At 60.3% G+C, this 25,178-nt stretch carries 19 protein-coding genes; 14 read left to right on the forward strand and 5 right to left on the reverse strand.

Annotation, left to right across the window (positions count from 1 at the left end; genetic code table 11):
- Positions 1–3 precede the first annotated feature (3 nt).
- Genes ACUTR7_RS14335 through ACUTR7_RS14380 form a run of 10 tightly spaced genes read left to right on the forward strand, consistent with a single transcriptional unit; the run spans position 4 to position 15,022 of the window.
- The gene (locus ACUTR7_RS14335) at positions 4–2,793 is read left to right on the forward strand and encodes a helicase-related protein (RefSeq protein ID WP_445609075.1); all 2,790 of its coding nucleotides are present in this window, start codon (positions 4–6) and stop codon (positions 2,791–2,793) included.
- Between the two features lie 24 nt (positions 2,794–2,817).
- Positions 2,818–6,888: an Eco57I restriction-modification methylase domain-containing protein gene (locus tag ACUTR7_RS14340; RefSeq protein ID WP_445609076.1), complete on the forward strand. Its 4,071-nt coding sequence runs from the start codon at positions 2,818–2,820 to the stop codon at positions 6,886–6,888.
- A complete protein-coding gene (locus ACUTR7_RS14345) occupies positions 6,885–7,901 on the forward strand; it encodes a nucleoid-associated protein (RefSeq protein WP_445609077.1) in 1,017 nt (338 codons plus the stop codon). Before ACUTR7_RS14340 ends, ACUTR7_RS14345 begins: the two co-directional genes overlap by 4 nt.
- Positions 7,894–8,874 (forward strand): GapS4a family protein, encoded by a 981-nt coding sequence (gene gapS4a / locus ACUTR7_RS14350; RefSeq protein ID WP_445609078.1) that lies wholly within the window; start codon positions 7,894–7,896, stop codon positions 8,872–8,874. Before ACUTR7_RS14345 ends, gapS4a begins: the two co-directional genes overlap by 8 nt.
- On the forward strand, positions 8,814–9,962 hold the full coding sequence (gene gapS4b, locus ACUTR7_RS14355) for a GapS4b family protein (RefSeq protein WP_445609079.1): 1,149 nt from the start codon (positions 8,814–8,816) through the stop codon (positions 9,960–9,962). Before gapS4a ends, gapS4b begins: the two co-directional genes overlap by 61 nt.
- Before the next feature lie 6 nt (positions 9,963–9,968).
- A complete protein-coding gene (locus ACUTR7_RS14360) occupies positions 9,969–11,294 on the forward strand; it encodes a DUF3696 domain-containing protein (RefSeq protein WP_445609080.1) in 1,326 nt (441 codons plus the stop codon).
- Positions 11,291–11,818, forward strand: a complete 528-nt coding sequence (locus ACUTR7_RS14365; protein WP_445609081.1) for a hypothetical protein — start codon at positions 11,291–11,293, stop codon at positions 11,816–11,818. The genes ACUTR7_RS14360 and ACUTR7_RS14365 overlap by 4 nt, the downstream gene beginning before the upstream one ends.
- A gap of 14 nt (positions 11,819–11,832) precedes the next feature.
- Positions 11,833–12,528: an RNA ligase family protein gene (locus ACUTR7_RS14370; RefSeq protein ID WP_445609082.1), complete on the forward strand. Its 696-nt coding sequence runs from the start codon at positions 11,833–11,835 to the stop codon at positions 12,526–12,528.
- Positions 12,525–13,292: an HNH endonuclease gene (locus ACUTR7_RS14375; protein WP_445609083.1), complete on the forward strand. Its 768-nt coding sequence runs from the start codon at positions 12,525–12,527 to the stop codon at positions 13,290–13,292. The genes ACUTR7_RS14370 and ACUTR7_RS14375 overlap by 4 nt, the downstream gene beginning before the upstream one ends.
- A 14-nt stretch (positions 13,293–13,306) precedes the next feature.
- Positions 13,307–15,022, forward strand: a complete 1,716-nt coding sequence (locus ACUTR7_RS14380; protein WP_445609084.1) for a GmrSD restriction endonuclease domain-containing protein — start codon at positions 13,307–13,309, stop codon at positions 15,020–15,022.
- 47 nt (positions 15,023–15,069) lie between these two features.
- Here the strand turns inward: ACUTR7_RS14380 and ACUTR7_RS14385 are convergent, their stop codons facing one another.
- Complete coding sequence (locus ACUTR7_RS14385) at positions 15,070–15,933, reverse strand: integrase domain-containing protein (protein WP_445609085.1); 864 nt, start codon at positions 15,931–15,933, stop codon at positions 15,070–15,072.
- 601 nt (positions 15,934–16,534) lie between these two features.
- Entirely contained in the window at positions 16,535–17,677 is a 1,143-nt protein-coding gene (locus tag ACUTR7_RS14390; RefSeq protein ID WP_445609086.1) for an STY4528 family pathogenicity island replication protein, read from the reverse strand.
- A gap of 449 nt (positions 17,678–18,126) precedes the next feature.
- Here ACUTR7_RS14390 and ACUTR7_RS14395 point away from each other — a divergent pair, with 449 nt between their 5' ends.
- Entirely contained in the window at positions 18,127–18,669 is a 543-nt protein-coding gene (locus ACUTR7_RS14395; protein WP_313238493.1) for a CbrC family protein, read from the forward strand.
- A 5-nt stretch (positions 18,670–18,674) separates the two neighbouring features.
- On the forward strand, positions 18,675–19,550 hold the full coding sequence (locus tag ACUTR7_RS14400; RefSeq protein WP_445609087.1) for an SMI1/KNR4 family protein: 876 nt from the start codon (positions 18,675–18,677) through the stop codon (positions 19,548–19,550).
- A gap of 141 nt (positions 19,551–19,691) precedes the next feature.
- On the opposite strand, the gene ACUTR7_RS14405 is transcribed toward ACUTR7_RS14400, so the two are convergent.
- The 3 genes from ACUTR7_RS14405 to ACUTR7_RS14415 form a co-directional block, all read right to left on the reverse strand.
- Positions 19,692–20,462 carry an IclR family transcriptional regulator gene (locus ACUTR7_RS14405; protein ID WP_063327189.1) on the reverse strand — a complete coding sequence of 257 codons (771 nt, stop codon included), beginning with the start codon at positions 20,460–20,462 and terminating at the stop codon, positions 19,692–19,694.
- A gap of 97 nt (positions 20,463–20,559) precedes the next feature.
- Complete coding sequence (locus tag ACUTR7_RS14410; RefSeq protein ID WP_445609088.1) at positions 20,560–22,212, reverse strand: FAD/NAD(P)-binding protein; 1,653 nt, start codon at positions 22,210–22,212, stop codon at positions 20,560–20,562.
- Positions 22,118–23,083 carry a Bug family tripartite tricarboxylate transporter substrate binding protein gene (locus ACUTR7_RS14415; RefSeq protein ID WP_445609089.1) on the reverse strand — a complete coding sequence of 322 codons (966 nt, stop codon included), beginning with the start codon at positions 23,081–23,083 and terminating at the stop codon, positions 22,118–22,120. The genes ACUTR7_RS14410 and ACUTR7_RS14415 overlap by 95 nt, the downstream gene beginning before the upstream one ends.
- Before the next feature lie 212 nt (positions 23,084–23,295).
- On the opposite strand from ACUTR7_RS14415, the gene ACUTR7_RS14420 reads away from it, so the two are divergent.
- Both ACUTR7_RS14420 and ACUTR7_RS14425 read left to right on the forward strand, forming a co-directional pair.
- Complete coding sequence (locus ACUTR7_RS14420) at positions 23,296–24,462, forward strand: CaiB/BaiF CoA transferase family protein (RefSeq protein ID WP_216295122.1); 1,167 nt, start codon at positions 23,296–23,298, stop codon at positions 24,460–24,462.
- Positions 24,459–25,178, forward strand: coding sequence for an enoyl-CoA hydratase/isomerase family protein (locus ACUTR7_RS14425; RefSeq protein ID WP_216295121.1), 720 nt, complete (start codon positions 24,459–24,461; stop codon positions 25,176–25,178). Before ACUTR7_RS14420 ends, ACUTR7_RS14425 begins: the two co-directional genes overlap by 4 nt.

The following is a 25,178-nucleotide window of genomic DNA, read 5'->3' on the forward strand; positions in this document are numbered from 1 at the left end:
CGCATGACGATCCTCGAACACGACTTTCTGCCCGGCAACCTGGTGCGCGCGCGAGGCCGCGAATGGGTGGTGCAAAGCGACTCCCGCCGCGAGTGGCTGCGCCTGCGCCCATTGAGCGGTGCCGATGACGAAAGCGTCGCCTTGATCCCCGAGTTGGAACTGCATCCCGTCGAACCTGCCACCTTCGACTGGCCCGATCCCGCACGCGCCGGCAACCACGCCGCCGCGCTGTTGCTGCGCGATGCCTTGCGCCTGACCCTGCGCGCCGGCGCCGGCCCGTTCCGCTCTTTTGGCAATATCGCCGTGGAGCCTCGCGGCTATCAGCTTGTGCCGCTGCTGATGGCGCTGCGCCTGTCCACTGTGCGCCTACTGATTGCTGATGACGTAGGCATCGGCAAGACCATCGAAGCCGGCCTGATCGCACGCGAGCTCATGGACCGTGGAGAAATCGCCCGCCTGGCCATCCTCTGCCCGCCACACCTTGTCGAGCAATGGCAAAGTGAGTTGGAAACCCGCTTCAACCTTCAGGCCGTGGCGTTGACTTCGGCTTCGGCCTCCCGCATCGAACGTGATCTTCCGCATGGTGTGCGCCTGTTCGACCATCATCCCGTGGTGGTCGTCAGCCTGGACTACATCAAGAGCGAACGCCACCGCGAACAGTTTCTCGCCACCGCCCCCGAATGCATCATCGTTGACGAGGCTCACACCTGCGCCAGCAGCGGCGCAGGCAAGCAATTGCGCTTCGAGTTGCTGCAACGCCTTGCCCGTGACGCGCAGCGACATTTGATCCTCCTGACCGCCACCCCTCACTCTGGTGACGAAACCGCCTTCTACAACTTGCTGTCGCTGCTCGATACACGTTTTGCTGCATTACAAGGCCGCATGACGGCCTCCGACCCGCTGCGTCAAGAACTGGCCCGCCACTTCGTCCAGCGCCGTCGCAAGGATATCGTTGAATGGCAGGCCGAGACCCATGACGGACGAGGTTTTCCCCGTCGCATGAAAACCGAGCTCACCTACCAGCTCAGCGGCGAATGGGGCGCGTTCTTCGACGCCGTGCAGGATTACTGCCGCGAACTGGCTGAAACCGTTGAGCAGCAAGAACAGCAAGGCGGCGCGCGCCTCATCTGGTACGCCACCCTGGCATTACTGCGCTGCGTGGCGTCGTCGCCCGCTGCCGCCGTCAAGGCCCTGACCACGAGGCTGGAAGGAACCCTGCCTGACGACGCCCTCCTCAGTGATGAACGCTTGCATGATGGCGAGGCCGATGACCTCTCCGGCAGTGATCTGGAGCCGCCTGCCCAGGTGCAGGACGCCGCGCCGCGCCTGCAAGCCTTGATCGCTGACGCGCAACGTCTTTCCGGCAAGGCCGGTGATCCCAAGCTGGCCGCGCTCATCCGGCATATCGGCCTGCTGGTAAAGGAGGGCTACCACCCGGTGGTGTTCTGCCGCTACATCGCCACCGCCCATTACGTGGCCGAACACCTCAAGGCCGCTTTCCCCAAGGCCACCGTCGATGCTGTCACCGGCGAACTCACCCCCGAAGAACGCCGCGAGCGCGTGGACGACATGGAGGATGCCGAGCAACGCATCCTGGTCGCCACCGACTGCCTCTCCGAAGGCATCAATCTGCAACATCTGTTTACCGCTGTCGTCCACTACGACCTGGCCTGGAACCCCACTCGCCACGAACAGCGCGAAGGCCGCGTCGATCGTTTCGGTCAGCAGGCTGATGAAGTGCGCTGCACCATGCTCTACGGGCAAGACAACCCGGTGGATGGCTTCGTGCTCAACGTCATCCTCAAGAAGGGCGAGGCCATTCAGAAGGAGCTCGGCGTGCTCGTTCCCATGCCCGAGGACGAAGCCCGCATCAATCAGGCCCTGGTCAAGGCGGCATTGATGAAACGCAGCGACAGTCGCACCTCATCGTCGCAAGCCGCATTCGACTTCGGTGAGCCGGAGCAATTGCTCGCTCCTCTGCAAGCCCAATGGCGCGACGCGCTGGAAAAAGCCAAGGCCAATCGCACCGTGTTCGCCCAGCGCCGCATCCGGCCCGACGACGTTCTACCCGAATGGCACAAGCAGCAGCAGGCCCTGGGCACCCAGGCTGACGTGCAGCGCTTCCTGCAAAGCGCTTGCGTGCGGCTGGGGGCGCCGTTGGAAATCGGCCGCAAGCAGACCGCACGCTTCTTGCCGCAGCACCTGCCCGAAGCCCTGCGCCAACGCTTGGCCGACGAAGGCATAGACAAACCCCAGATCATCGACTTCAGCGAACTGCACCGCAGTCACCCGCTGGTCGGCCTGCTCGCCCAGCACCTGCTGGAAGATGCACTCGGCGGCGAACGCCCGCTGGCCGCCCGTTGCGCTGCCACTCTTACCAATGACGTGGAGGTCGTCACCACCCTCTACCTGCTGCGCCTGCGTCACCAGCTCAGCTACGTGCGCCGTCGCGAACCCTTCCAGATGATGGCAGAGGAAACCGTGGCGCTGGCCGTGCAGGGCCGCAACGCCCCGCAATGGCTGGCCGACGACGGCGTGAGCCGCCTGCTGGAATGCACGCCCAGCGGCAACCTACCGCCAGAGGCAGCACAGCGCGAAATCCGCACCGCGCTCGACTTTCTCGCCGCGCACCCGCAGCAACTGCAAGCGGTGGCCCAACAGCGGGCTGATGCCCTGCTGGCCGACCACCAGCGCGTGCGCGAGGCCACCCGTGACGTCGGCCAGTACAGCGTCAGCCCCTGCCTGCCGGTGGATGTTATGGGCGTGTACGTGCTGCTGCCTGACTCGCTATAAGCCTCGGCCTGGAGAAGAACAACCATGAAACGCATCCGCAAGGCCCAGGCCACGCTGAACCTTCCCACCCTCAAGCTCGAAGGCGGGCTATTCCTGCCCGATCAACTGGGAAAAGCCGCTCAGGGCCGCGCCAGCGCCCAGAGCGAGGCCGACTACGGTACCCCCAAGGGCGTCAAGCTCAAGGACGAATACAGCCGCGCTTTCCAGATCGCCTGCGCCCAATGGCAGCACTTCGCCGCGCAGATGGAACGCGCCGACGTCGATGCCGCGCAGCTCACCACCGCCTTCGTCCACGAACTGCTGCGCGATGCCTTTGGCTACGCCACCTCGCAAGCAGCGGCAGCACAGCAAGTGGGTGAACTGCGTTACCCGGTCAGCCTCATGGCTGGTACCTTGCCCGTCTTGGTGGCACCACACTCTCTGGGCCTGGACGAGGCTGACGCGCGGTTTGCCGTGCAAGGCGGCGGCAACCGCAAGAAAGCCCCGTTCCAGGCCATGCAGGAATTGCTCAACGCCAGCGAACCGCTGCAATGGGGCATCGTCAGCAACGGCAGACAGCTGCGGCTGCTGCGCGACGCTGCCTCGCTCACCCGCCCCAGCTTTCTCGAAGTCGATCTGGCCGATCTGCTCGGCGACCAGCGCTATGCCGAATTCGCCAACGTCTGGCGTCTACTGCACGCCAGCCGCGCATCCCGCCCCGGCCAGGGCGCTACGGCGTGCATCTGGGAACAATGGCGCAGCGAAGGCCAGCAGGAAGGCACTCGGGTGCGCGATGGCCTGCGCAACGGCGTCGAACAGGCCCTGCTGACCTTCGGCGCAGGTTTCCTGCAACACCCTGCCAACTACGCCCTACGCGCCGCCCTGAACGACGGCACGCTCAGCAAGGATGACTATTTCCAACAACTGCTGCGCCTGATCTACCGGCTCATCTTCGTTTTCACCGTGGAAGAGCGCGGCGTGCTGCACCCGCAGGACGACAGCGCCGAAGCACAGGTTGCCCGCCGTGCCCATGCCGAAGGCTACGCCCTGGCCCGCCTGCGCGAGCTGTGCCTCAAGCGCCGTGCCCGCACTCGCCACGACGACCAGTGGCAAGCCATCCGCATCGTCTTCCGTGGTCTGGCACAGGGTGAGCCGCGCCTGGCCCTGCCCGCGCTGGGCGGCCTGTTCGCGCCCGAACAATGCCCCGATCTGGATGTCGCCAGCCTGGACAACGCCCACCTGCTCACCGCCTTGCAACACCTGCGCTGGGCAGTGGTCGCGCAAGGCAAGGGCAGCAGCCTCATCCCAGTGGACTATCGCAATATGGGCCCGGAGGAACTGGGTAGCGTCTACGAAAGCTTGCTGGAACTGGTGCCCGCTATCGACCTGCCTGCACGTACTTTCGGCTTCGTCGGCCGTACCGAGGAAGGCAGCACCGCCGGCCACGCCCGCAAACTCACCGGCAGCTATTACACCCCCGACAGTCTGGTGCAGGAGCTGATCAAAAGCGCGCTGGAGCCGGTCATCGAACAGCGCCTGGCTGCCAACCCGGCCAACCCCACCGAGGCGCTGCTGGCCATCCGCGTCATCGACCCGGCCTGCGGCAGCGGTCACTTTCTGCTGGCCGCCGCCCGCCGCCTGGCGGAAAAGCTGGCCCAGTTGCGCAGCCTCGAAGGCGGGCAGGAAGGCGCTATCCAGCCGCAGGACTACCGCCACGCCCTGCGCGAAGTGGTGGCCTGCTGCATCTATGGCGTGGATCGCAACCCCATGGCCATCGAACTGGCGCGCATGGCGCTGTGGCTGGAAGGCTACGAGGAAGGCCGACCGCTGGGCTTTCTCGACCACCACCTGCAAGTGGGCGACGCGCTGCTCGGCCTGACCGACCTGAACGTGCTGGAACAAGGCATCGCCAAAGATGCCTTCAAACCATTGAGCGGCGACGACAAGGATGTCTGCAAGGAACTGGCCAAGGCCAACGCCGCCGGCCTCAAGCAGATCGCCAAAGACCTGCAAGGCAAGCAGATGCTGCTGGGCGTGGACAACCGCAGCGGCCTGGAAGCCCTGCGCGCCATCGAAACCCTGCCCGCCGACACGCCCGAACAGGTGGCCGCCAAGGAACAAGCCTGGCGCCACTTTCTGGAGGACTCCGCCCAGAGCCCGCTGGCTCACGCCGCCGATGCGCTGGTGGGCACCTACCTCCTGCCTAAGACGGAGAACACGGCAGAAACCGTACCCACCAGCATCACCCTGCATGCGCTACTGACCGCGCCGGAACGCGCCCAGACCGAGCACGCCGCTCCTGTCGTTGCGGCCCGCGACGCCTGCGAGCAGGCTCGCGTGTTCCACTGGCCGCTGGCCTTTCCGCAGGTGGTCGCGCAAGGCGGCTTCGACTGCGTGCTGGGCAATCCGCCGTGGGAACGCATCAAGCTGCAAGAGGAAGAGTTCTTTGCCACCCGCCACCGTGACGTGGCGGAGGCCCGTAACAAGGCCGAACGCGCCCAGCGCATCCAGTGGCTCAGCGAAGGCATGCTGGCGCGCCACCTGTACCCCGACCTGGCCCATGAGGTGCATGAGGACGAGGCCGAAAAACGCCTCTACCGCGAATTCGTCACTGCCCGCCGCACAGCGGAGGCAGCCAGCGTGTTCGCCCATGTGAAAGGCACCGACGGCGGCCGCTACCCGCTGACCGGCGTGGGCGACGTGAACACCTACGCGCTGTTTGCCGAAACCATCCGCCAGATAACGGCGCCTTATGGGCGATCTGGTTTTATTGTTCCTTCGGGCTTAGCCACCGACAACTCAACTAAAAATTTCTTTGGCGATTTGATTTCCAAGAAATCCTTAGACAGTTTCTTTGAGTTTGAAAATGAAGGTTTCTTTCCTGGCGCTGGACAGGGCCATATGTTGCGCTTTGCATTGACGACGATCGTTGGATCTGAGCAAAGAATCGAAGAAACTCGATATCTTTTTCAAGGAAAGAAGCTGGAACAACTACACGACTCAGAGCGAGTTTTCACACTGAGCCCAGAGGATATCGAACGGGTTAATCCAAATACGTTGACTTGCCCGATTTTCCAGTCTCGCCTTGATGCGGAGTTGACCAAGAAAATCTATCGATGCATTCCGGTTCTGATTCGCGAAGCACGCGATAATACTCCGGAGAGAAATCTTTGGGGTATATCGTTTATGCGAATGTTTGATATGTCAAACGACAGTCATATGTTTAAGACTTATCATGAACTAAAACAAGAAGGTTATTCCATAGATGGTAATGTCTTTACGCTAGGAGGGGATATTTTTGCCCCTCTTTATGAATCAAAAATGGTTCATATTTATACGCATCGATATGGAGACTTTAGGGACTCCAATCATGAGCGAGCTCACGTTCTTCCTAGAGTTCCAGAGAGTCGTCTTGAGGATGCAGGTTACTGCACAACTCCTTATTACTGGATTTCTGAGAAAAATGTTTTAGAAAAGACTAAAGACGCAGGATGGAAGGAGAAGTGGTTCTTCGCATGGAGAAGAATTACCGATGCTCGGGCCAGTGCTCGGACACTTGTTGCAACAGTAATACCATGGTCTGCCGCTGGGGATAGTTTGTTTTTGCCGCTTATGCGCCCCCCTGAAAGAAAACAGCTTTTTGCGTGCTTCTTGGCGAACATGGGGTCAATCGTCTTGGACTATGTTGCCAGGCAAAAGCTTGGCGGCCTAAATCTTAACTATTTTACTTTTAAGCAGCTACCATTTTTGACGCCTGATCAATATAGTGACGCGGACGTGGACTTCATAACACCTCGTGTGCTCGAACTCACCTATGTTGCTCACGACTTAGAGCCATGGGCAAAAAGCCTTGGTTTTGATGGCAGACCTTTTAGTTTCAGCACTGAACGCCGCGCTTTATTGCGTGCAGAACTTGATGCCTATTACGCGAAATTGTACGGTCTAGGGCGCGACGAACTTCGTTTCATACTTGATCCTCAGTCGATTCGGCCAGGATATCCATCTGAAACATTTTCTGTTTTGAAGCGGAATGAAGAGCGAGATTTCGGTGAATACCGTACCCAGCGGCTGGTGATGGAAGCGTGGGAGAAGCTGGAAACTGGAGGGTTGACATGAAATCGATGGAAATTGGTGAATCGGTTGTTGAAGATGTCATCCTGCATCAGGTTGGCAATCGCCTGCGAGAAGAGCCGCTGATCTTGGCAGATCAATGCTTCGACATTATGGAAAGCATCGGGAACCTGATACTTGGCGGCTATCTGCGAGGCATCGTCAGCGATAAAAATCAGTACATGCTCACCCATGAAAGCGACATGACACTGAATGACGTGGCTCACCATGTGTCAGCTTTCTTTTCGAGAAAAATCTCTTTTATAGAGCTTTCCAGGAACTTAGCTACACATCTGTACGCTTCGGCACATCACCCTAACATCGCATCAGGCGATTTATTTGTCATTTTGTTTGACAAGCTAAAGCTGGATGGGAAGTATAAGTCTGCTATCGGAGTTTACAAGGCGGAATCAAAGCAGCAGTACATTTCCACCCGTGCCGATGGCGAAAGCAGGCAGCTCGAAGTGTCAAGCGGCATCAACCCGGATCTGATTGACAAAGGCGCACTCATCGTTGATGGCTCTGAAATCGTTTATGCCATCGATCGCTTGAGTAGCCGCACAAAATACTGGATTGAGGATTTTCTGAAAGCGAAGCAGGTTCCCAATGAGAACACCAAGTCAGCCGTCGCTGCTGGGCTGATAGAGAAGGTTCGGGACAACATCGAAAGCCCCGTGGCAAGGCAGGATTTTTGCCGCGAGGTCATTGCCTTGTGTGCAGACCGGGACGAAGTGCCGGGCGATGAGATCAGGACGGTGTCAGAGAAATACGTTTCCTCCGACGTATGGAGCACCGAGCTGGCCAGAATCACCGAACGCAAGGGGCTGGTGGGTACCGACGAAATCAATGTGCCGACCAGAAACCTTCAGGCCAAGTTGAAAAAGATGTTTAATCGCATCAATCTGGGTCAGGATATTGGATTGATACTACCGGACAGCCTTTCGTTCAATGATGCAAGATTCAAGGATGACGGACAAACCATCCAAATAAGCATAACACTGGGGAAGAAGCATGGGTGAGTCGTCGAAGACATCTGGTGAGAATGGCGAGAAGATCACGGAAGAACTCCTGAAGCTGATTGGGTGGAGCAATCTCCTGAAGGGCGTCAGCATTCCATGCAATAGAGCGGCACACGATAAGCAAACGCATGGCAATGATTTTGTGTTCATCTATAACAATCCGCTCCATGACAACCGAACTGATGTTGTTTATATCTCCTCGAAAAACGCCAAAAATGGTTACCCAAAAGGAGAGCAAGGCGTCAGGACGACGTTCAAAGGTCACCTGTCAGAGCTTGATGAGATAGTTTCCTGCTCAAAGATCAGCTCCGAAATCAATCAGGCGATACAAACCTTTGGTGGGCGCAAGCAAAAGAAACACATAGGCCTACTCGTATGGACGCATGGAGACAGGGAAACACTGGATAAAGAGATCAAGTCCGCCTTGAGCCGCATCCAGTTAGATTTGTCGTCAAACTGCCCCTTCTATCTTGTGGATATGGCGCGGGCCTCCTTCATCAAAGAGGCGGTCAGTCATTTCAGATCAATCAAGCAGGGGCAGCAGTACCATTTCTATTACCCCAAGCTTGGAAATGTCATCGCAAACGCAGATGAACGATACGGCGATCTGCTGCCAATCGAGCTTTTGGCATCAGACCTTATCCCCTTTCGGTTCATGTTAGGAGAAAAGCTATCTCTCTGCCTGTATGCCAAACAAGCATTCTCGGAAGAATCCCTGAAAAAGCTTTGCAGCCTGGCTTTCGACTTTGCCGATGGCTGGGTGCAGGATATTTTCATCGGCCTGGAAAGCTACCACCCGGCAGACGACAAGCAAGTGAAAGATGCTGTCCATGATGGCCTTTCGGGAAAGGAAAGCAAGCATCAAGGTGTTTTGCTACAAAGAGTCCGTTCTCGATCTTTTGGAGTGCTGATATGGATAAGCCGGCCAAGCAATTTGATTATGAACGGGCCATGCTCTGGGGAGATCGTTTGAGAGTACTGCTCAATAGCGATCACATCAGCAATGGCGAAATCACTGAAACTCTGAAGGAAAAGGGCATATTTATCGGCAGCGGTGAAAAATCCGATACCGTGCCACTGTTGAGTGCCTGCCTTCTCACGCCGAATGAGTTCACGAATCTTGTCGAAAAATCGTTCGTTCGCGAGTCTGGGAAGAAGTACTCATCCGGCAAATTCAAACTGACATCTTCAGATGCCGATTGGAAAACGGAAATACAGAACAATTTTGACTCGGTGATTGAGGGTATCAAGCTGGGGGATGATCGGGTGTTTGCTTCTGAACCCGCTCTCTCGATTGACCCCGATGGAAACGTAAGAATCACATATTCCGTACGTGTCCTCGACTTCAGCAAGGACTGGATAAACCAAGAGATCACTTACCCAGGTGAAATTCTTCTTAAGCAGTCCGGCAATGGCTTGGAAATTGAAGTCAACAAATCCAGAACATCACAAGACACCAATAAGCTCAATGACGCCATCACCGGCGCCATCGGAAAATTCTGCAAATCAAAGGGCATTACCACGGACGAAAAGCCAGAATCCATTCTCTTTGATGATTTCACGAACAACGAGCGCATCGGCTTCTTTCTGCAATTGACATCTGTCAGTACGCCCGAACTCTCCTTCAAGGGGATTGGAGATTTCGAGATCATTCGAGATCAGGAGGCGGGGGCGCTACCGAAAGAGGAGCGAATTGAGTGGATGGAGGGGCATGTCAACAAGATACAGATAAAAGGAAGTGATCTTGGAAAAGTCTTTCTTCTTGAGGAAGAAAGCTATTATCAGTATTACTACCTGATAAAAATGACGGCTACATATGCCTTCAAGTTCGGTGCAAACGCTGGCGACTGCGGGATTGAATTTGCCTTCTCTGGAAAAACGTCAAGGGACGATAATTACTCTGGGACTGTTTTTGACTTCAGCATTGAGCGACTTCCGCGCCTGGAGGAAGGAAGCAAGAATCGGGTCAGAAAGGACATTATCCAAAAAATTCAAGCAGCAATAGATGCTGCCTTCAAACATGTCAAGCCACCTGCCGTTGCCGACTTGGAAGGAGAGTAGCCCCGTATGTTGATTCATCTCAAACTGGAGAATTTCAAAATTTGGCGCAGCACGGGGCCGGTGCGACTTGCTCCGATTACTCTGCTGTTGGGTACCAATTCATCGGGCAAGTCCAGTCTGATTCAAAGCCTGCTGCTCATCCGTCAGACCGTCAAAGGCGATGATCCGAATCTGGATCTCAATCTAGGTAACCCTGATACCGGCGACTCCGTCACACTCGGCCAGTTCAAGGATGTGCTGTGTCGCCATGGCGCAGCAACAGAAAGCACGGCGTCCAATCAAATAGGTATCGAGTTTCGCTGGAGCGAAACGGGAAATGCCGCTGAATCGGCGATTTTCTCGGCACGCTACCGTAAAGGCCAGTCCGGCAGCGCTGAACTGGAGTTCCTGCGTTTGGGCAAAGACGGTCAAGGCTTCAGCGTCCAACGCCGGAAGCCCGGGATTTATCGCCTCACGCTGGGCAATCAAATCAAACCTTTGGGGCAAAGCGCGGATTTTCGTCCGCAGCGTTCGTTTGCATTTTCACCCTCTACGCTCAACAAGCTGGGTGTGCAGGGTGAGGTGATTCGGCCGGTTGGTCCAGCGCTGCTGGACGAGTTGGGCCGCATCATCTACCTTGGCCCCGTGCGCCGCTTGGCCCAGCGTGACTATGTATGGGCAGGGCGTATGCCTGCCCATATCGGCGACGACGGCGCTAAAGCCGTGGATGCATTGATTGCCAGCGGTGTGGCGTGCCAGCAAGCCAAGAGGCGTAGTCAAGCCTTGCCAGCGGAAGCCTATCTCTTTGAGCAAACGGTTCATTGGCTGAAGGAGATGAATCTGGCGCACGGTCTTTCCATCCGCGCCCTTGGAAATTCAGCGCGTCATGAGTTGCTGGTGGAAACCGATGGCCAGGCCAGTAACCTCAAAGACGTTGGAGTGGGAGTGTCGCAGGTGCTTCCTGTCATTGTGGCCGCCCTGTTCGCACAGCCCGGCCATATCGTGATCGTCGAAGAGCCGGAAAGCCATCTACACCCTCTGGCACAGAGCAAGCTGGCTGAGTTGCTGGCGCAGGTAAGCAAGGAGCGCAACGTTCAGTTCATCGTCGAGACGCATTCAGAGCATTTGTTTCGCCGCATGCAGACTTTGATTGCCCGCGAAGAAGTGTCCGTTGCTGACGCCGCCATGTATTTCGTTGAACGTGACGGCAAGGCCGCGCGATTGAGAACCCTGGAAATGGATGATTTCGGCCGATTGAAGAACTGGCCTGACGGTTTCTTTGGGGATGCGTTGGGTGAGACCCGCGAACAGGCACGCTTGATGTTCGAGCGCCAGAAGCGGAGTCAACCATGAGGGCGCGTTATGTCGTGGATACCAATGTTTTGATTGCTGCCAGTGCTGCTGACCCAACTCACCCGAAGGATATTGATGCGACGCCGGATGATCCGATGGAGCGTCAGAAGGTTTGGCAATGGTTAGATGAATTTCAGCAAAGCACGTCACGGCTCGTACTGGATCTGGTTGGTGAAATTTTCAAAGAGTACAACAACAAGCTGGGATTCAACGACTTCGGCATCCAGGTAGTCATGCACAAGTGGAGCACTGCCGCAGTCGATAATGTTGATGTTGCATATGACGAGCATGGTCATGGGGTATTGCAGCCGCCGTTGCTGGCGGTGATTCACGACGACGCAGACAAGAAAATGGTGGCGGCAGCGTTGGACTCACACAGGGAGTACGGCGAGGGCTGTGTTGCTTTTGCAGGGGACACCGATTGGCATGATTGGGAGACTGATCTGCTGGCGAACAACGTCTTGTTGGAGCCCCTCATTGAAAGTTGGTCACGGCAGAAACATGCTGAAAAGCAGGCTCGTTGAATGAGGATCATGCATTGACCGACTTCTTCCGCTTCCCTACTACTCCGCACCTCGCGTGGCTGGCCAAAGACGGCATGCCTCGCGATGACAAGGTGTTGTCGCCTGCCGAAGTGCAGGCGCTGCTATCAGGGGATGTGATCGTGGAGGAGAAGCTCGATGGTGCGAACCTCGGCCTGTCTCTATCACCCGACGGCACCGTACTTGCTCAGAATCGCGGCCAGTATCTGGGCGAGCCCTATGTTGGTCAGTTTGCGCGTTTACCCGCCTGGCTGGCGCAGCACCAATCCAGCTTGCTTGCCGTGCTGCGTCCTGAGTTGACGCTGTTCGGCGAATGGTGCGCCGCACGCCATTCACTGGATTACGACACGCTGCCCGACTGGTTTCTGTTGTTCGATGTCTATGACCGCAGCAAGAGGCGTTTTTGGAGCACCTCCCGGCGCAACGCGCTGGCCTCAGAAGCCGGATTGTTCACCGTGCCGTGGGTATCGAGTGGCCGCACCACCCTGGCGGCGCTAAAGCAGTTGGTCATGGATACACCCAGCCGCTATCGCGCCAAGCTGCCGTTGGAAGGCTTGGTGGTGCGGCGCGAATCAGCCGACTGGTGCGAGGCGCGTGCCAAGTTGGTGCGCCCCGATTTCGCCCAAGCGATCGACACCCATTGGCGCAAGCGCGTCATTGAGTGGAACCGAGTAGATTGGACGCGGACATGAATCCTCTGCAACGCACCATCATCGAAAAAGCCGGCCACGACAATGGCTTCGAGCACGTGCTGTCATCTGCTGGCGATGCGGTCATACTGACTTCGGCTCGTCATCGAAGTCAGGCGGCAGTGACAGCATTGGTCGGAGGCTTCGAGGTGCGCTTTCAACCTGCCACGCGCGCGCTGCTGCCGGAGTTGCTGCGCAGCTTCCAACCTTGGGCCGGAGCCGATGAGGTGTTTTGTGTGCCGACCCTGCCCGATTTGGCGGCTCTCCTGCGCCGCGCGGCCAGGCTGTCGCAGGCCTTGCCGAATCAGGCAGTGCGCGACTACCACGCGGCCGTGGCGCAAGCTGTCGAGACGATGTCTGCCGAAGCCCGGGGCACGGAAGTCGAACGCCTGGTGCGTCAGCGCGTGGGGCAGGCGCGTTACCGCGATGCCTTGCTGACCTACTGGGGCGGTGCCTGCGCAGTGACCGGCGTCGCGGTGACTGAAGCCCTGCGTGCCAGCCATGCCAAACCCTGGGCTGAATGTGCCGACGATGCCGAGCGGTTGGATGCCTTCAATGGCTTTCTGCTGGTAGCCAATCTCGATGCGCTGTTCGATCGCTTTTTGATCAGTTTCGACGATACCGGGCATCTCCTGACCAGCGCCCGTCTGTCCCCAAGCGATTGGCCTGGGCTTGGCATCCATACAGGGATGACGTTGCGCTGGCTGGCCAGCGAGCACCGGCATTATTTGCAATGGCACCGCGAGCGTTTCCTGCGCGGTACCTGATCGAAGGAAAAAACATGGCCAAGGCCGAAGCCAGCGTTGAAGAACTGGTATCAATGATCGAGCGGGGCGAGCTGCGATTGCCGGAGATGCAGCGCCAGTACGTGTGGCGCTCTACGCGAGTGCGCGATCTACTGGATTCACTATATCGCGGCTACCCATCGGGAGCAATCCTGCTTTGGGAAACGGATGAAGCTGTGCCGCTGCAGGATTTCGCGGTCAGCCAGAGCACGAATCCTTACCAGAGCACGCGGCTTCTGCTGGATGGTCAGCAGCGTCTGACATCGCTCTCTGCCGTCATTCGCGGCGAGCCAGTATCGGTGCGCGGCCGTCGTCGGCCTATCGACTTGCTGTTCAACTTGGAGCATCTCGACCAGTTGGCAGTAGTGACCGAAGTGGAAGAGAACGGCGACGACGAGGACGATGCCGACGACGATAGCGAACTGATTGGCGATGAGACGGACTCGACCGAGGACGAACTGCTCAAGCGCTTCAACAAGATGACTTTCGTGGTGGTCACTAAGAAGCTGGAGCAGTTGCCGCATTGGGTGAAAGTGTCGGAAGTGTTCAAGACCGACAACGATGCGCCTTTCCTCAAACGTGCCGGTATCAGTGGTTTTGACGATCCGCGGTACGAGAAGTACAGCCAGCGCCTGGCTCGGCTACGTGGCATCCGCAAGTACATTTATCGGATGGACGTGCTGGAACGCACGCTTTCCTACGATGAGGTCACGGAAATCTTCGTCCGGGTCAATTCACTGGGAGCCAAGCTGCGCAGTTCCGACTTGGCTCTGGCTCAGATCACCGCCAAGTGGCGGCACTCGCTGCAGACGTTCCAGGATTTCCAGAAGGCATGCGCCAAGACGGGCTTTGACCTTGAGCTCGGTTTGCACTTGAAGAATCTGATGGCGTTTGCCACCGGTCAATCACGTTTCCAGATCGTGGGTAGCCTGAATGTGGAGAATCTGCAGAAGGCATGGAAAGAAGCCTGCGATGGCATGGAATTCGCGCTCAACTTCCTGCGCAGCAATCTTGGCATCGATAGCCCGGCACTGTTGTCGTCGCCTTTCCTGCTGGTGGTGCTGGCGTATTTCGGGCATAGCCGCAACTATGCGCTGAGCAACGATGAGGCCCGCCAACTGCGCTACTGGGCGCTGATGGCCAATGCCAAAGGCCGCTTCTCCCGAGGCTCCAGCGAAACCATTCTGGATCAGGATTTGGCAAATATTCGTCAGGGCGGAGCGGTGAGCGAGCTGATCGACCGACTGCGCCTGCAGTTCGGCCGCCTGGACATTACTGCGGAGGAGCTGGAAGGCCGCAACCAGCGCAGCGCGCTGTTCAAGACCATGTTCCTGGCTTTCCGCGCTGCCGGTGCGAAGGATTGGCGCAGCCATCTGGCCATTGCTCTGGATCATTCGGGCGTCCAGCATCGCCTGCAGTTCCATCACATCTTTCCCAAAGCCGTACTGAAGACCAGCTTCACTGCCCGCGAGGCGGATGACATCGCCAATCTGGCCTTCATCGGCGGCAAGACGAATCGCGCGATCAGCGACAAGGCCCCGGCGGTTTACCTGCCCCCGCTGGTGGACCAGCTTGGCGAGCCAGCGTTCGCAGCACAGTGCATCCCGGTTGAGGCATCGCTGCTGGAAGTGGAAAGCTACAAGGCTTTCTTGCTTGAGCGACGCAAGAGGATTGCAACGGCGCTGAACACGTTTGTTGGGCCTGCAGATTGAGCCGATGGACGGCTATGTATGTAGCCAGGGGGCTCATACTGCCTGACCTAGCTACCGAGGTAGATGGCAATGATTTGAACGCGCTCGTGTCCCAACTCACGGCTGATGGTCTGACGCGCATGGCGGTCTTCTATGCGCTGCGTTGGACTTAACTCCGTGACTAATGGTCCATCTGCCGCTGGCGGCGGCCTTCCCGTCAACATCTCATAACGGCTTTGGGCGTACCGATGCCGCAGCCCATGCATATTGCTCAAGCCCGCCGCTTTGCACTGCCCATCGTAGACGTGCCGCTGCTGGATGTAGGTCTTGTTTGCCGGGATCAGTGATCCTGTGCCCGCCAGGCGGTGCGCTGCGTGGAGCGCGTCGCGTTGCTCTGTTGTGGTGATGGGCACCGTTCGCTCCCGACCGCCCTTGGTCCATGATCCCTTGAGGGCGATGTGGTCACCTCGATCCGCATAGCTGGGCTGGAACTTGATCGCTTCCTCCCGACGCAATCCGAAGGCGGCCTGTAGCTGAAGGCTCATGCGTACGTGCGCGTCGGTGACCTGTTCAAGACCTGTGCCCAGTTTTTGGGCCTTGCTGATGTTGGTCACATAGCGGCGCTCGGCCACGCCGAGTTGCGTGTTGTCCGCCGGCAAGATGCCGGCCTTGCCGATCTTCTCGGCCCACCAGCGCAGGTGAGAGAGTCGATTCTTGATGGTGCCGGACGACAAGCCTTCTTCCTGCCAGCGTTCCAGCAGCGCCTGGACGTGCTTGCCCTTGAGTGATGATGCCTTCATCTGCCGGAAACCGGCCTCACGTAGTTGCCACGCGGCTAGCGACAGCGAACGCATCCGGTCGGCCTGTGTGTTGTGGCTGCCGTCACGATTGCGCTGGCAAAGCTGCCGCAGGGTGTAAGTCAAGTCGTCCATCTTCAGGCCTCCAAGCAAAGCGCCGTACTGCGTTGTCCTGAAATTCAATGGTTAGTGTTGGTGCCAACTCGCTGAGGCGAGATCCCATGAGGGCAAGGGCATGGTGTTCAGGAGACACCAGAGCCTCGAATGAGGCGTCCGTCTTGCTCCCTGCTGGAAGCCCGGACGGGGGTACTACAAGACGAAAGTGATGCGAACGTGGACGAGTCCTCCTATGAAGTGAGTGGGATGAGAAATGCAGCGGGAACCCTGTGCGTTGCGCACAGGCAATTGCCGCAAAGGACAGTGCGCAAGGCGGCGCGGTAGGGATGAGTTCAAACAGACGAAGAAGGCTCCGCCCTCGGTGGGGCCGGTATGCGGTCGGAGCCTGGGCATACCTGGGGTGGCTCCACCCGGTCGGGCCAGCGCTTGCAGGAACCTGCGCTGTTGGGGTTGCCGATGTATGAAGCCCATCGGTCTTGGCAACTGCCCGGTCAGTGTGGGGCGGCCATCATCATGTAGGCCGCACGCAATAGGAACTGACTTTCTCCCGCATTGTTTGCGGTGTTGCGCGGGGCGTCACTGCGGCGTGCAGTGACGCCCCGTTTCGCGGCAGCATTTGCTACGCAGGACGCGGTTGCCATCCCCTGGCCTGCATTGCCTGTGCCGCGACGTCCCCAGCGTTCGTCGAGGCGTTCAGCATCTTGCGGATGTTGGCGATGTGCGCGAGGGCGGTTTCACGCGATGCCGGTGGCGCAGTCGGTTCCGGGCGGACTTCGGTGCGCGGCGGAGTTGTAGGCCGGTTCGCGGCAGACATCTCCTTACGTCCTGCCCACAGACGAAACTCGCCCGCAAAGACGCGCTTCACCAAGGCGAAGAAGTAGGCCACGACATTGCGCACGGTGCCGCTCTGGCTGCGTGCCTGCAACTCGTCGAGCACTTCCTGGCGACGCTGCGGCGACAGCCGCCGTAAGGCGGCCTGCACGTCCTTTTGCTGATCTGCCTGGGCATTGCTCAGGCAAGGTGGCAAGCTCATCAGCCGCGATGCCGGATCGCCGTCGCCTTCGCGCGCGCGGTACGTACGTTCTTTTTTATACATATACGTCTTATACGTACCGCCCGGCTCAGTCGTCATGTGGCGAGCGTGTCCGGTCTGTTGCGGAACAAGCGTGCTGCCAGCGGAATCGCCAGACAATGGCAGTGGGTCGGCTGCCTCGCTCGCCTGCGACGGCGGCGTCGGGGGCAAATCATCGTCATCGCGGAATTGATCGTGGGCCGCAATGGATGCAGCTTCCGGCGCTTGTGCCAGCGTTGCCTGAATGTGGACGGCCACCCGATCCACCTGGTTGTTTTCGTGGCCGATGGAGGCTTGCAGAAGCGCGGACAGGCTGGCATCGAGCGCGCAGGCCTGCTGGAAGTGCAGGGCGCTTTCGTGAACCTGATACAGCTCGCTGAGCACATGGCTGGTCAACGGATCGCGTTGCTGGCCCATCAGACTGATCCAGCCCGTCAACCGAAGCACGACGAGAACGCGCCGGGCCGTCTCGTACCCGGCCCTCTGCCCCAGCGGGGTGGAGGTGAGATAGCGGCGCAATTGCCCCAGGGTTGCCAGCGGGCTGATGCCCTCCGCAGAGCGCAGCATGCGCAGAACCTGCCAGCCATTGCGTTCCAGCGGCGTGAGGCGGGCGTCGAGCATGAGTGAGGCCGGAGTAGTGAACAAGGCGTCTTGCCCCAGCGGATTGTGACGGGTGTGGTGGTCTGCCATGAGAAGTCTCCAAGGTCTGGGCCACAGTGGCCCGTTCCTCTGCATCTCATCGCGTACCGTTCCAGGCGTCAGCCAAAAATGCGGTCTGCGCCATACCCGTTTTATCCGGCAGGCGCAGCGCTGGCACCAGCATCCAGACTGATCTATCATCCCGATACCCTCATTTTGGGGTACAACTGGGGGTACTTCCAGCGATTCCCGCAAAGCCCGTGGACCGATTTCCCCGCGAAACCTAGCGTTCACGGCCCTTTGCCGACCGATCAACGTTTAAACGTGTGATCAACGTCTGAGGCAACGGATGCCGCGGCAGAACTGCTGAAAAGCAGTTCTCGCCCACCTCAGGAAACCGCGCTTGTGCGCGGTTTTTTCATGCCTGGATCGATTCGGTCCCGCGCACCGAACGTCCATGGACAATGGCGCCTTTCCATTGGGGAAAGAGAGACCTTGAAATGGAACGCCCGCATTTCAGATTCCATCCCGGCGCCTACGAAACCGTCTTCGAGCAGGAAGAGGGTGTGTGCTCCTGCTGCGGACAAAACCGCAGCCTCAAGTACGAAGGCCCGTTCTACAGCCAGCAAAGCCCCGACTACCTGTGTCCCTGGTGCATTGCCAGCGGGCAGGCTTGCGAGACATACGACGGCGAACTTGTGGGATATACCGATATCGAAGGCGTGTCGCCTGACCCGGCAGACCCCGAGCCCACCATCGCCAGGGAACTGCTGCTGGAAATAGCTCAGCGCACGCCCGGCTACAGGGCCTGGCAGCAGCCTGTATGGCTCACGCACTGCAATGCACCCTGTGTCTTCCTGGGTCACGCCGACAGGCAGACCATCGAGCCTTTCCTCGCTGAAGTCCTGCCCGACATCGAAGGCAGCTGCAGGAACGATGCGCAGTGGATGCTGGAGCGCATGTCCACGGACGGCATGATTTCCGGCTGCCTTTTCCGGTGCGTGCATTGCGGCCGGCATCGGCTGCATATGGACGTGGGATGAATCCAATGACCACCTACGCCGACCTCTCCACCCAGACCGGCATTGCGCTGCCGCCGCTGTTGAGCGACCTCCTGGCATCGGGAAAGACCGTCTACGGTCCGGATTGGGCCGCCACCTGGCGCCAGCGCTGCCTGCAGGACCCGCCCTTGTTCATGAGTTGGCAGGACTTCGAATGGATAGACGCCGAAGCCAGCCGGGAAATCATCGAGGGCTGGCTTCATCCTGGCGCACAGAACGGCCGGAGCTTTCTGCCATTCGCCCAGTCGGGAGCCGGCGATGCCTGGTGCCTGACGCCGCTGGACACGCATGGCGTGGGCGTGGCGCTGGTGTTGCACGATGACGAGGCCAGCAGTGTTTCGCACGCCTGCTTCGATGACTTTGTCTGTGCGGGATTTCTGCAGGCCTTTGCGGACCTGAGCGATCAGCTGGATGACTTCTCGCAGCCGGAGGCCTTGCAAATGTTGCGGGCCGATGTCGCGCAGGCCGCGCGCTTCATGACGCAGGAGTTGGGTGACTATCTGCAGGATTTCTGCCGGCGCCCCTTGGAGATCAGGCCTTGGCGCGACGGGCCCCGGGCACGTGTTCGCCAGGTGGCTTCATTGATTTCACAAGATGAACTGGCGGCCGAACTGGACCGGCTGCCCGCCGTGGACCTTTCCTTTCCCGTCGTGGCACGCTGGGAAGTGCGTTCGGTGGAGGAGGGAGACGCGCGGCACGGCCCTGCGCCAGAGCCCGCAAAGATCGACTGGCGCACCCTTGCCGCCGACCCCCTGCAGAAGATGGCGGCCATCAGGGTCTGCCAGAGCGAGCATGGCTGCAGCCTGGGACAGGCCAAGGCCATGGTGGACCAGTACATCGGAAGCTTGGACCGCCATGCGTGAACGCGGGCGGACCGGCCCCTGCAACCCACCATAATCACCCATCCCGCCAACCGACCGCCCCGACCTCGAGCGTGAACTGGGATGCAGGATGATCAAACGGCCAGGCCTCCAGGCCACGGGTCAGTGGATCTATGAGTCCGTTCAGACCGATTCGCCGAAATACCCGCGCGTGTACCCCAGGGCCTTCGAGAGTTGCGCGGCGGCGTCGATGACGCGCGGCGCCATCTCCTTCATGCGGGCCACGCTCAGGCGGTCCAGCGGTCCCGAAATGCCGATGGCGGCCACGGGACGCTCGAAGGCGTCGTACACGGCTGCGGCCAGGCCGCCAACGCCTTCGCGCCATTCCCCGCGATTGACCGCATATCCGACGCGAAGCGCCTTGGCGCATTCGGCCTTCAGAAGCTCCTTGCTCACGATCGTGTTTGGCGTGAACCTCGGCAAAGGGTCAGGTAGCCGGTCAAGGTACTGCGCGGGCTGCGCCGCCAGCAGGGCCTTGCCCGTGGCCACGGCGTAGGCGGGAGCGCGGCCACCGATCATCGAGTAGGCGCGTATGGGCTGGATGCTGTCTATCTTGTCCACGTAGATGACATCCTGCCCTTCAAGCACCGACAGATGGACCGTCTCCGCGCTTTCCTCGGCCAGTACCGCCATGAAAGAGGGAGCGATCTTGCGCAGGTCGAGCTGCCCCAGCTGGCGCACGCCCAGTGCATACATCTTGGTCGTGCTGCGAAAGCCCCCGCCTGCCGGGTCGCGCTCCACGTATCCGGCGTGGATGAGGGTCTGCAGTGTCCTGTGCGCATTGCTTCGGGTGAGGCCCACGCGGGCCGCCACGTCGTCGATGACGCGTGCCTCGCCCTGCATCTCGGCAATGGCCTCCAGCACTGCCAGGCCCTTGAGTAGCGTTTTGTCCATGCAATGAATCCCAAATGTTGGGATGAGCTTAGCACGCATGGCGTCGCTCACGGCCCGGACAGCATCTTTGCGAGCCCGCTCGCGCCGTGCCCGGGGATCAGATGGGGCAGGTGCGCTCGGCCCGAGTTTCCGATGCGCACAACTCCTGGACCAGTCGGCCGGCCACTCCCCGTGCGAGCCGTGCGTTGACATCCATGGAGTTGGTCCAGAAGTAGGTTCCTGCCGCCATGGTGCCCAGCACGCTGATGTCCGCATTGATGCTGCCGTCGGACCGCATCAGATTTCCGGTCGCGAAATCCACGCACAAGCCGCCGAAGCGGTGAGGGCAGGCCTCGCCCCGGTCCAGCAGGTTGCGCAGCAATGGCAGGTCCGAGTGCCTGGCGTCCGCGGAAAAGCTCGTGGCATTGATGACCACGTCCGCTTGCAGCTCGGCCCTGTCCCGGGCCTGAATGCGGAACCGGTGGTGCTGGCCGGGGACCGGGGCTACAGACTGCAGGCCCGGCATCACCTGCAGGCGCCCCGCACGAAGCAGTGCCTGCAGCCTGCGTGCATTCTCGATGGGGAAGGTCACGCGGCGAGCCATCCAGATGCTGCGCAGCGTGGCGTCGAAGCGCTCGCGCCCGGCTTCGTCGAGCTGCTGCCAGATGGCGTCCACGACGGCGTTGAGCGCATTGCCCAGCGACTGCCATTGCCGTGGGCGCGATGAGGACAGCGTGATTTCCTCTTGCAGATAGTCCGTGGCAGGGGGCGGTGCAGCCTGCAGGTCCAGGAGTTCGTCGAACGCTATGCCCTGGTGCGCCAGTTCGTCTGCGAGCAGACCCATTGCCTCTCGCAGTGTCAGGCGGCGGCCTTGGGCGACCCCTTCGGCCAGGGTGGCCACAAGGCGCGGACTCAGTGTGACGGGCTGGTTCTTCAGGCCCCTGACCGACGGAAGCCTGCCGTTGCGGGACATGCAGTACATCGGCCCCGTGTGGCCGGCTTCTGCAAGCGCCACCACGGCGTCGATGGCGCTCAGGCTCGTGCCCAGCACGCATACCGTCGCATCGCGGGGGATGCCCCGGGCCAGTGCCCGGACCGGGTACGGGCTGTCGAAGTAGCCGGCGTGGCCGTGCAAGTCCTCGAACGCGGCCGAGCTCAGGTTGCCGATGGCGAGGATCACCCGTTGCGCGATGTGCTCTGCCTGCTGTGTCACGAGCCGGTAGCCGACCGGTGGGTCTGCCCTGACATCGTGCACGGCCTCCCGGACGTGGCGGATGTCCACGCCCAACGTGGCCCCCGTGTCACAGGTTTCGCGGTAGACATCTTCCAGATAGCGGCCGAAAAGCGGGCGCGGCAGAAACGAGTCGTGCGTGATCTGCTCGCCCTGGAAATGGGTGATTGCCTGGCGGTGGAGCCAGCGCAGAAAGTGTTGCCGGTCATCTTCGGCGACGGACATGCTGCCGGCCGTGACGTTCAGAAGATTGGTGGGTGCGTCGTCGGCATAGGCCGCTCCACGGCCGACGGCAGGGGCCGGCTCGAAGACCAGCACCTGCAGCCGAGGGAGGGCGCTTTGTGCCTGCACTCGCGCACGCACCAGATGGAACAGGAAGGATGTGGCCACGGAGCCGCCTCCCACGACGGCAATTCGCATGCTTTGCATGAGGGTGCCGTTGCGTTCACTGCACCTGGGCAGTTTTTTGAACCTGGCCCCACTTGGCCAGCTCGGCCTCGATGAGCCGGGTGGTGTGTTCGGGACTGCTTGCGTAGGCATCGGCGCCCTGCTTTTGCAGCGTCTGGCGTACTTCGCGCATCTTTGCGATCTCCTGCATGGCCTTCGAGAGCTGGCCCACGATGGCCAGGGGTGTGGCCTTGGGCGCGAGCAGCCCGTAGTAGGTCGTGACTTCGAAATCCGGGAAGCCCGATTCCTTGAGCGTGGGCACGTCGGGCAGCATGTCGCTGCGCCTGGCGCTGGTCACGGCCAGGATGCGCAGCTTGCCACTGCCGATCTGCGAGGCCAGTGCCGGCAGCGTCTCGAAGACCAGGTCGATCTGGCCACCCAGCAGATCGGCGACAGCGGGCGCGCTTCCCTTGTAGGGGATGTGCACCAGCTTCATGCCGGCCGCCTGCTGGAAGTACTCCCCCGTCATGTGCTGGGTGGAACCATTGCCCGCGGAACCATAGGTCAGGCCTTTGCCGCCGGCCTTGCCGAGCTTGACCAGCTCGGCCACGGAATGGGCGGGCAGGTCGCTGCGCACCGCGATGGCCAGAGGCACCGAACTGCCCATGGAGATGCCGGTCAATGCCGTCATCAGGTCGTAGGGAGGCTTTTGCGTGGGGATGACCGCGTGGATTGCCAGGCTGCCAATCGCTCCGAACAGCAGGCTGTAGCCGTCGCCGGCGCTGTTGGCCACGGCCGTGGCGCCGATTTCGCCTCCGGCGCCTGCCCGGTTTTCGATGACGAAGGGCTGGCCCAGCCATTGACCCAGGTACTGCGCATAGACGCGTGCCGTGATGTCGGTCGCGCCGCCGGGCGGGTAGGGCGTGACGACGCGCACGGGCTTTGCCGGCCATTGCTGTGCGAGCAACGGCCCCGAGCAGGCCATGCCTGCGATGCCTGCCAGGATTTGGCGTCTGTGAATCATCTTTTGTCTCCTTTTGCCCTTGGGGTCGATGGGTTTCTGATCGCTGTCGGCTTGAATTCAGTTCTTTATTTATTCCCAAAAATTAGGATTGATGTCTCATAATTTGTTGACATCATGGGTGCCGCTGGTAGGATTTGTCAACGCGGCAACACCTTGGCGATAACCCCAGCCAACCGCACACGCCGACCACGCCCCTCGTTTTTGGAGACAACATGAGCCATCAACTGCCGCTGGACGGCATCAAAGTGATCGAGATCTGCAACGTGGCGGCTGGGCCTTTTTGCGGAATGCTCCTGGCGGACCTGGGGGCCGAGCTGATCAAGGTGGAGAACCCGCAAGGCGGTGACACCCTGCGCAGCTGGCCACCCATCAGTGACGGTTACAGCGAGAACTTCGCCTCGCTCAATCGCAACAAGAAGTCGGTCACCCTCAACCTCAAGGAGGCCGGCGATGTGCAACTGCTGCGCGAGCTGGTCCGGGGTGCCGATGTGCTCATCGAGAACAATCGCCCCGGTGTCATGGACCGCCTGGGGCTGGGCTACAAGGACCTGCAGGCCCTGAACCGGCGCCTGGTCTACTGCTCCATCTCGGCCTACGGACAGTCGGGGCCGCGGTCCGGGGAAGGCGGGTTCGATCTCACCGTCCAGGCCATGAGCGGCATCATGGGCATCACCGGGGAGGAGGGCGGCGCTCCCGTGAAGTGCGGCGTGCCGCTGGCCGATTTCTCCGCGGGCCTGTATGCCGCTTTCTCCATTGCGGCGGCATTGCGTGCGGCGCAGGCCAGCGGACAGGGTGTACATCTGGATGTGCCAATGCTGGGCGCCACGCTGGGTATCGCGGCGCTACAGACATCGGAGTACTTCGGCAGCGGGCGTGACCCGCGCGCGCTGGGCTCGGCCCATCCCCGCAACGCGCCGTACCGCGTCTTTCGCTCGTCCGATGGCTACTTCGGCATGGCCGCCGGCAACAACGCGCTGTGGCGTTCGGTCTGCGAAGTGGTCGGCAAGATGGCGCTGCTGGATGATGCCCGTTTCCTGACGCCGACGCTGCGTGCCCAGCACCAGGATGCTCTGCTGGAGATCCTCGAAGAGGAGTTCGTGCGAGCCGACACGGCGACCTGGCTGCAGCGCTTTCGCGACGCGGGGGTGCCCTGCGCGCCCATCAATCGGTACTCGGAGGTGCTCGCCGACCCGCAGGTCGAGCACATGCAGTGGGTGCAACCGCTGGAGCTGCCCAACGGCGTGAAGACCAGGACCTTTGTCTCGCCCGTCCGCTTCGATGACCGCACGCTGGCGGTGCGGCTGCGGCCGCCTTCGCTGGGCGAGCACAACGAGCAGGTGCTGGGTCCGCTGCGCGATGGCGCAAAGGAGACGGTATGAGCGGCGTCCTGGATATCCAGGTCAGCGGCCACCGCTGGACTTTCACCCTCAACCGCCCCGACAAGCTCAATGCCCTCAACGCGGAGCTGGTCGACGCACTGCTGGAGGGGGTACGGCATGCCCATGCCCAGGGGGCTCGTCTGCTGGTCCTGCGCGGCGCTGGAAAGAGCCTGTGCGCCGGCTTCGATCTGTCCGACCTGGAGGCACAGAGCGAAGGCGATCTCGTCCTGCGCTTCATCCGCATCGAACAGCTGCTTCAGGCGCTTGCAACGTCGCCGGCATACACCGTCGCCCTGGCGCATGGCAAGGTGTACGGGGCTGGCGTCGACCTGTTCGCCGCATGCCGCCGGCGTATTGCCAGCGCACAGGGCATGTTCCGCATGCCCGGCCTGAAGTTCGGCCTGGTGCTCGGAACCCGGCGCTTCGCCGACCTGGTGGGAACGCAGAAGGCCTTGGACATCCTCGGCGCAAGCCGGCCGTTTTCCACGGACGAGGCCGTGCAGATGGGATTCGTCCAGCAGGTCCTGGCCCAGGAGGATTGGCCGGGCGTGGTGCAGGAATGCGAAGCGCTGGTCGTTGAACTCGAGGATGAGGCCCGGGCCTCGCTGTATTGCGCGCTCGATACGGTACAGGCGGATGCCGACCTGGCGCATCTGGTGCGTTCCGCCGTGCGGCCAGGGTTGAAAGACCGGCTGCGCAAGTATCTGGGCCAGTAG

This window comes from Delftia sp. NA_296.1, assembly GCF_052692095.1.

What these genes read in the sequence shown, in the direction of transcription:
- ACUTR7_RS14410 (WP_445609088.1), bottom strand. Translation starts at nt 22,212, where the DNA reads ATGCCTACGCAAGCAGTCCCGAACACACCACCCGGCTCATCGAGGCCG.
- ACUTR7_RS14425 (WP_216295121.1), top strand. Translation starts at nt 24,459, where the DNA reads ATGAGCGGCGTCCTGGATATCCAGGTCAGCGGCCACCGCTGGACTTTC.
- ACUTR7_RS14400 (WP_445609087.1), top strand. Translation starts at nt 18,675, where the DNA reads ATGACCACCTACGCCGACCTCTCCACCCAGACCGGCATTGCGCTGCCG.
- ACUTR7_RS14365 (WP_445609081.1), top strand. Translation starts at nt 11,291, where the DNA reads ATGAGGGCGCGTTATGTCGTGGATACCAATGTTTTGATTGCTGCCAGT.
- gapS4b (WP_445609079.1), top strand. Translation starts at nt 8,814, where the DNA reads ATGGATAAGCCGGCCAAGCAATTTGATTATGAACGGGCCATGCTCTGG.
- ACUTR7_RS14340 (WP_445609076.1), top strand. Translation starts at nt 2,818, where the DNA reads ATGAAACGCATCCGCAAGGCCCAGGCCACGCTGAACCTTCCCACCCTC.
- ACUTR7_RS14345 (WP_445609077.1), top strand. Translation starts at nt 6,885, where the DNA reads ATGAAATCGATGGAAATTGGTGAATCGGTTGTTGAAGATGTCATCCTG.
- ACUTR7_RS14380 (WP_445609084.1), top strand. Translation starts at nt 13,307, where the DNA reads ATGGCCAAGGCCGAAGCCAGCGTTGAAGAACTGGTATCAATGATCGAG.
- ACUTR7_RS14360 (WP_445609080.1), top strand. Translation starts at nt 9,969, where the DNA reads ATGTTGATTCATCTCAAACTGGAGAATTTCAAAATTTGGCGCAGCACG.
- gapS4a (WP_445609078.1), top strand. Translation starts at nt 7,894, where the DNA reads ATGGGTGAGTCGTCGAAGACATCTGGTGAGAATGGCGAGAAGATCACG.
- ACUTR7_RS14420 (WP_216295122.1), top strand. Translation starts at nt 23,296, where the DNA reads ATGAGCCATCAACTGCCGCTGGACGGCATCAAAGTGATCGAGATCTGC.
- ACUTR7_RS14405 (WP_063327189.1), bottom strand. Translation starts at nt 20,462, where the DNA reads ATGGACAAAACGCTACTCAAGGGCCTGGCAGTGCTGGAGGCCATTGCC.
- ACUTR7_RS14335 (WP_445609075.1), top strand. Translation starts at nt 4, where the DNA reads ATGACGATCCTCGAACACGACTTTCTGCCCGGCAACCTGGTGCGCGCG.
- ACUTR7_RS14415 (WP_445609089.1), bottom strand. Translation starts at nt 23,083, where the DNA reads ATGATTCACAGACGCCAAATCCTGGCAGGCATCGCAGGCATGGCCTGC.
- ACUTR7_RS14390 (WP_445609086.1), bottom strand. Translation starts at nt 17,677, where the DNA reads ATGGCAGACCACCACACCCGTCACAATCCGCTGGGGCAAGACGCCTTG.
- ACUTR7_RS14375 (WP_445609083.1), top strand. Translation starts at nt 12,525, where the DNA reads ATGAATCCTCTGCAACGCACCATCATCGAAAAAGCCGGCCACGACAAT.
- ACUTR7_RS14395 (WP_313238493.1), top strand. Translation starts at nt 18,127, where the DNA reads ATGGAACGCCCGCATTTCAGATTCCATCCCGGCGCCTACGAAACCGTC.
- ACUTR7_RS14385 (WP_445609085.1), bottom strand. Translation starts at nt 15,933, where the DNA reads ATGGACGACTTGACTTACACCCTGCGGCAGCTTTGCCAGCGCAATCGT.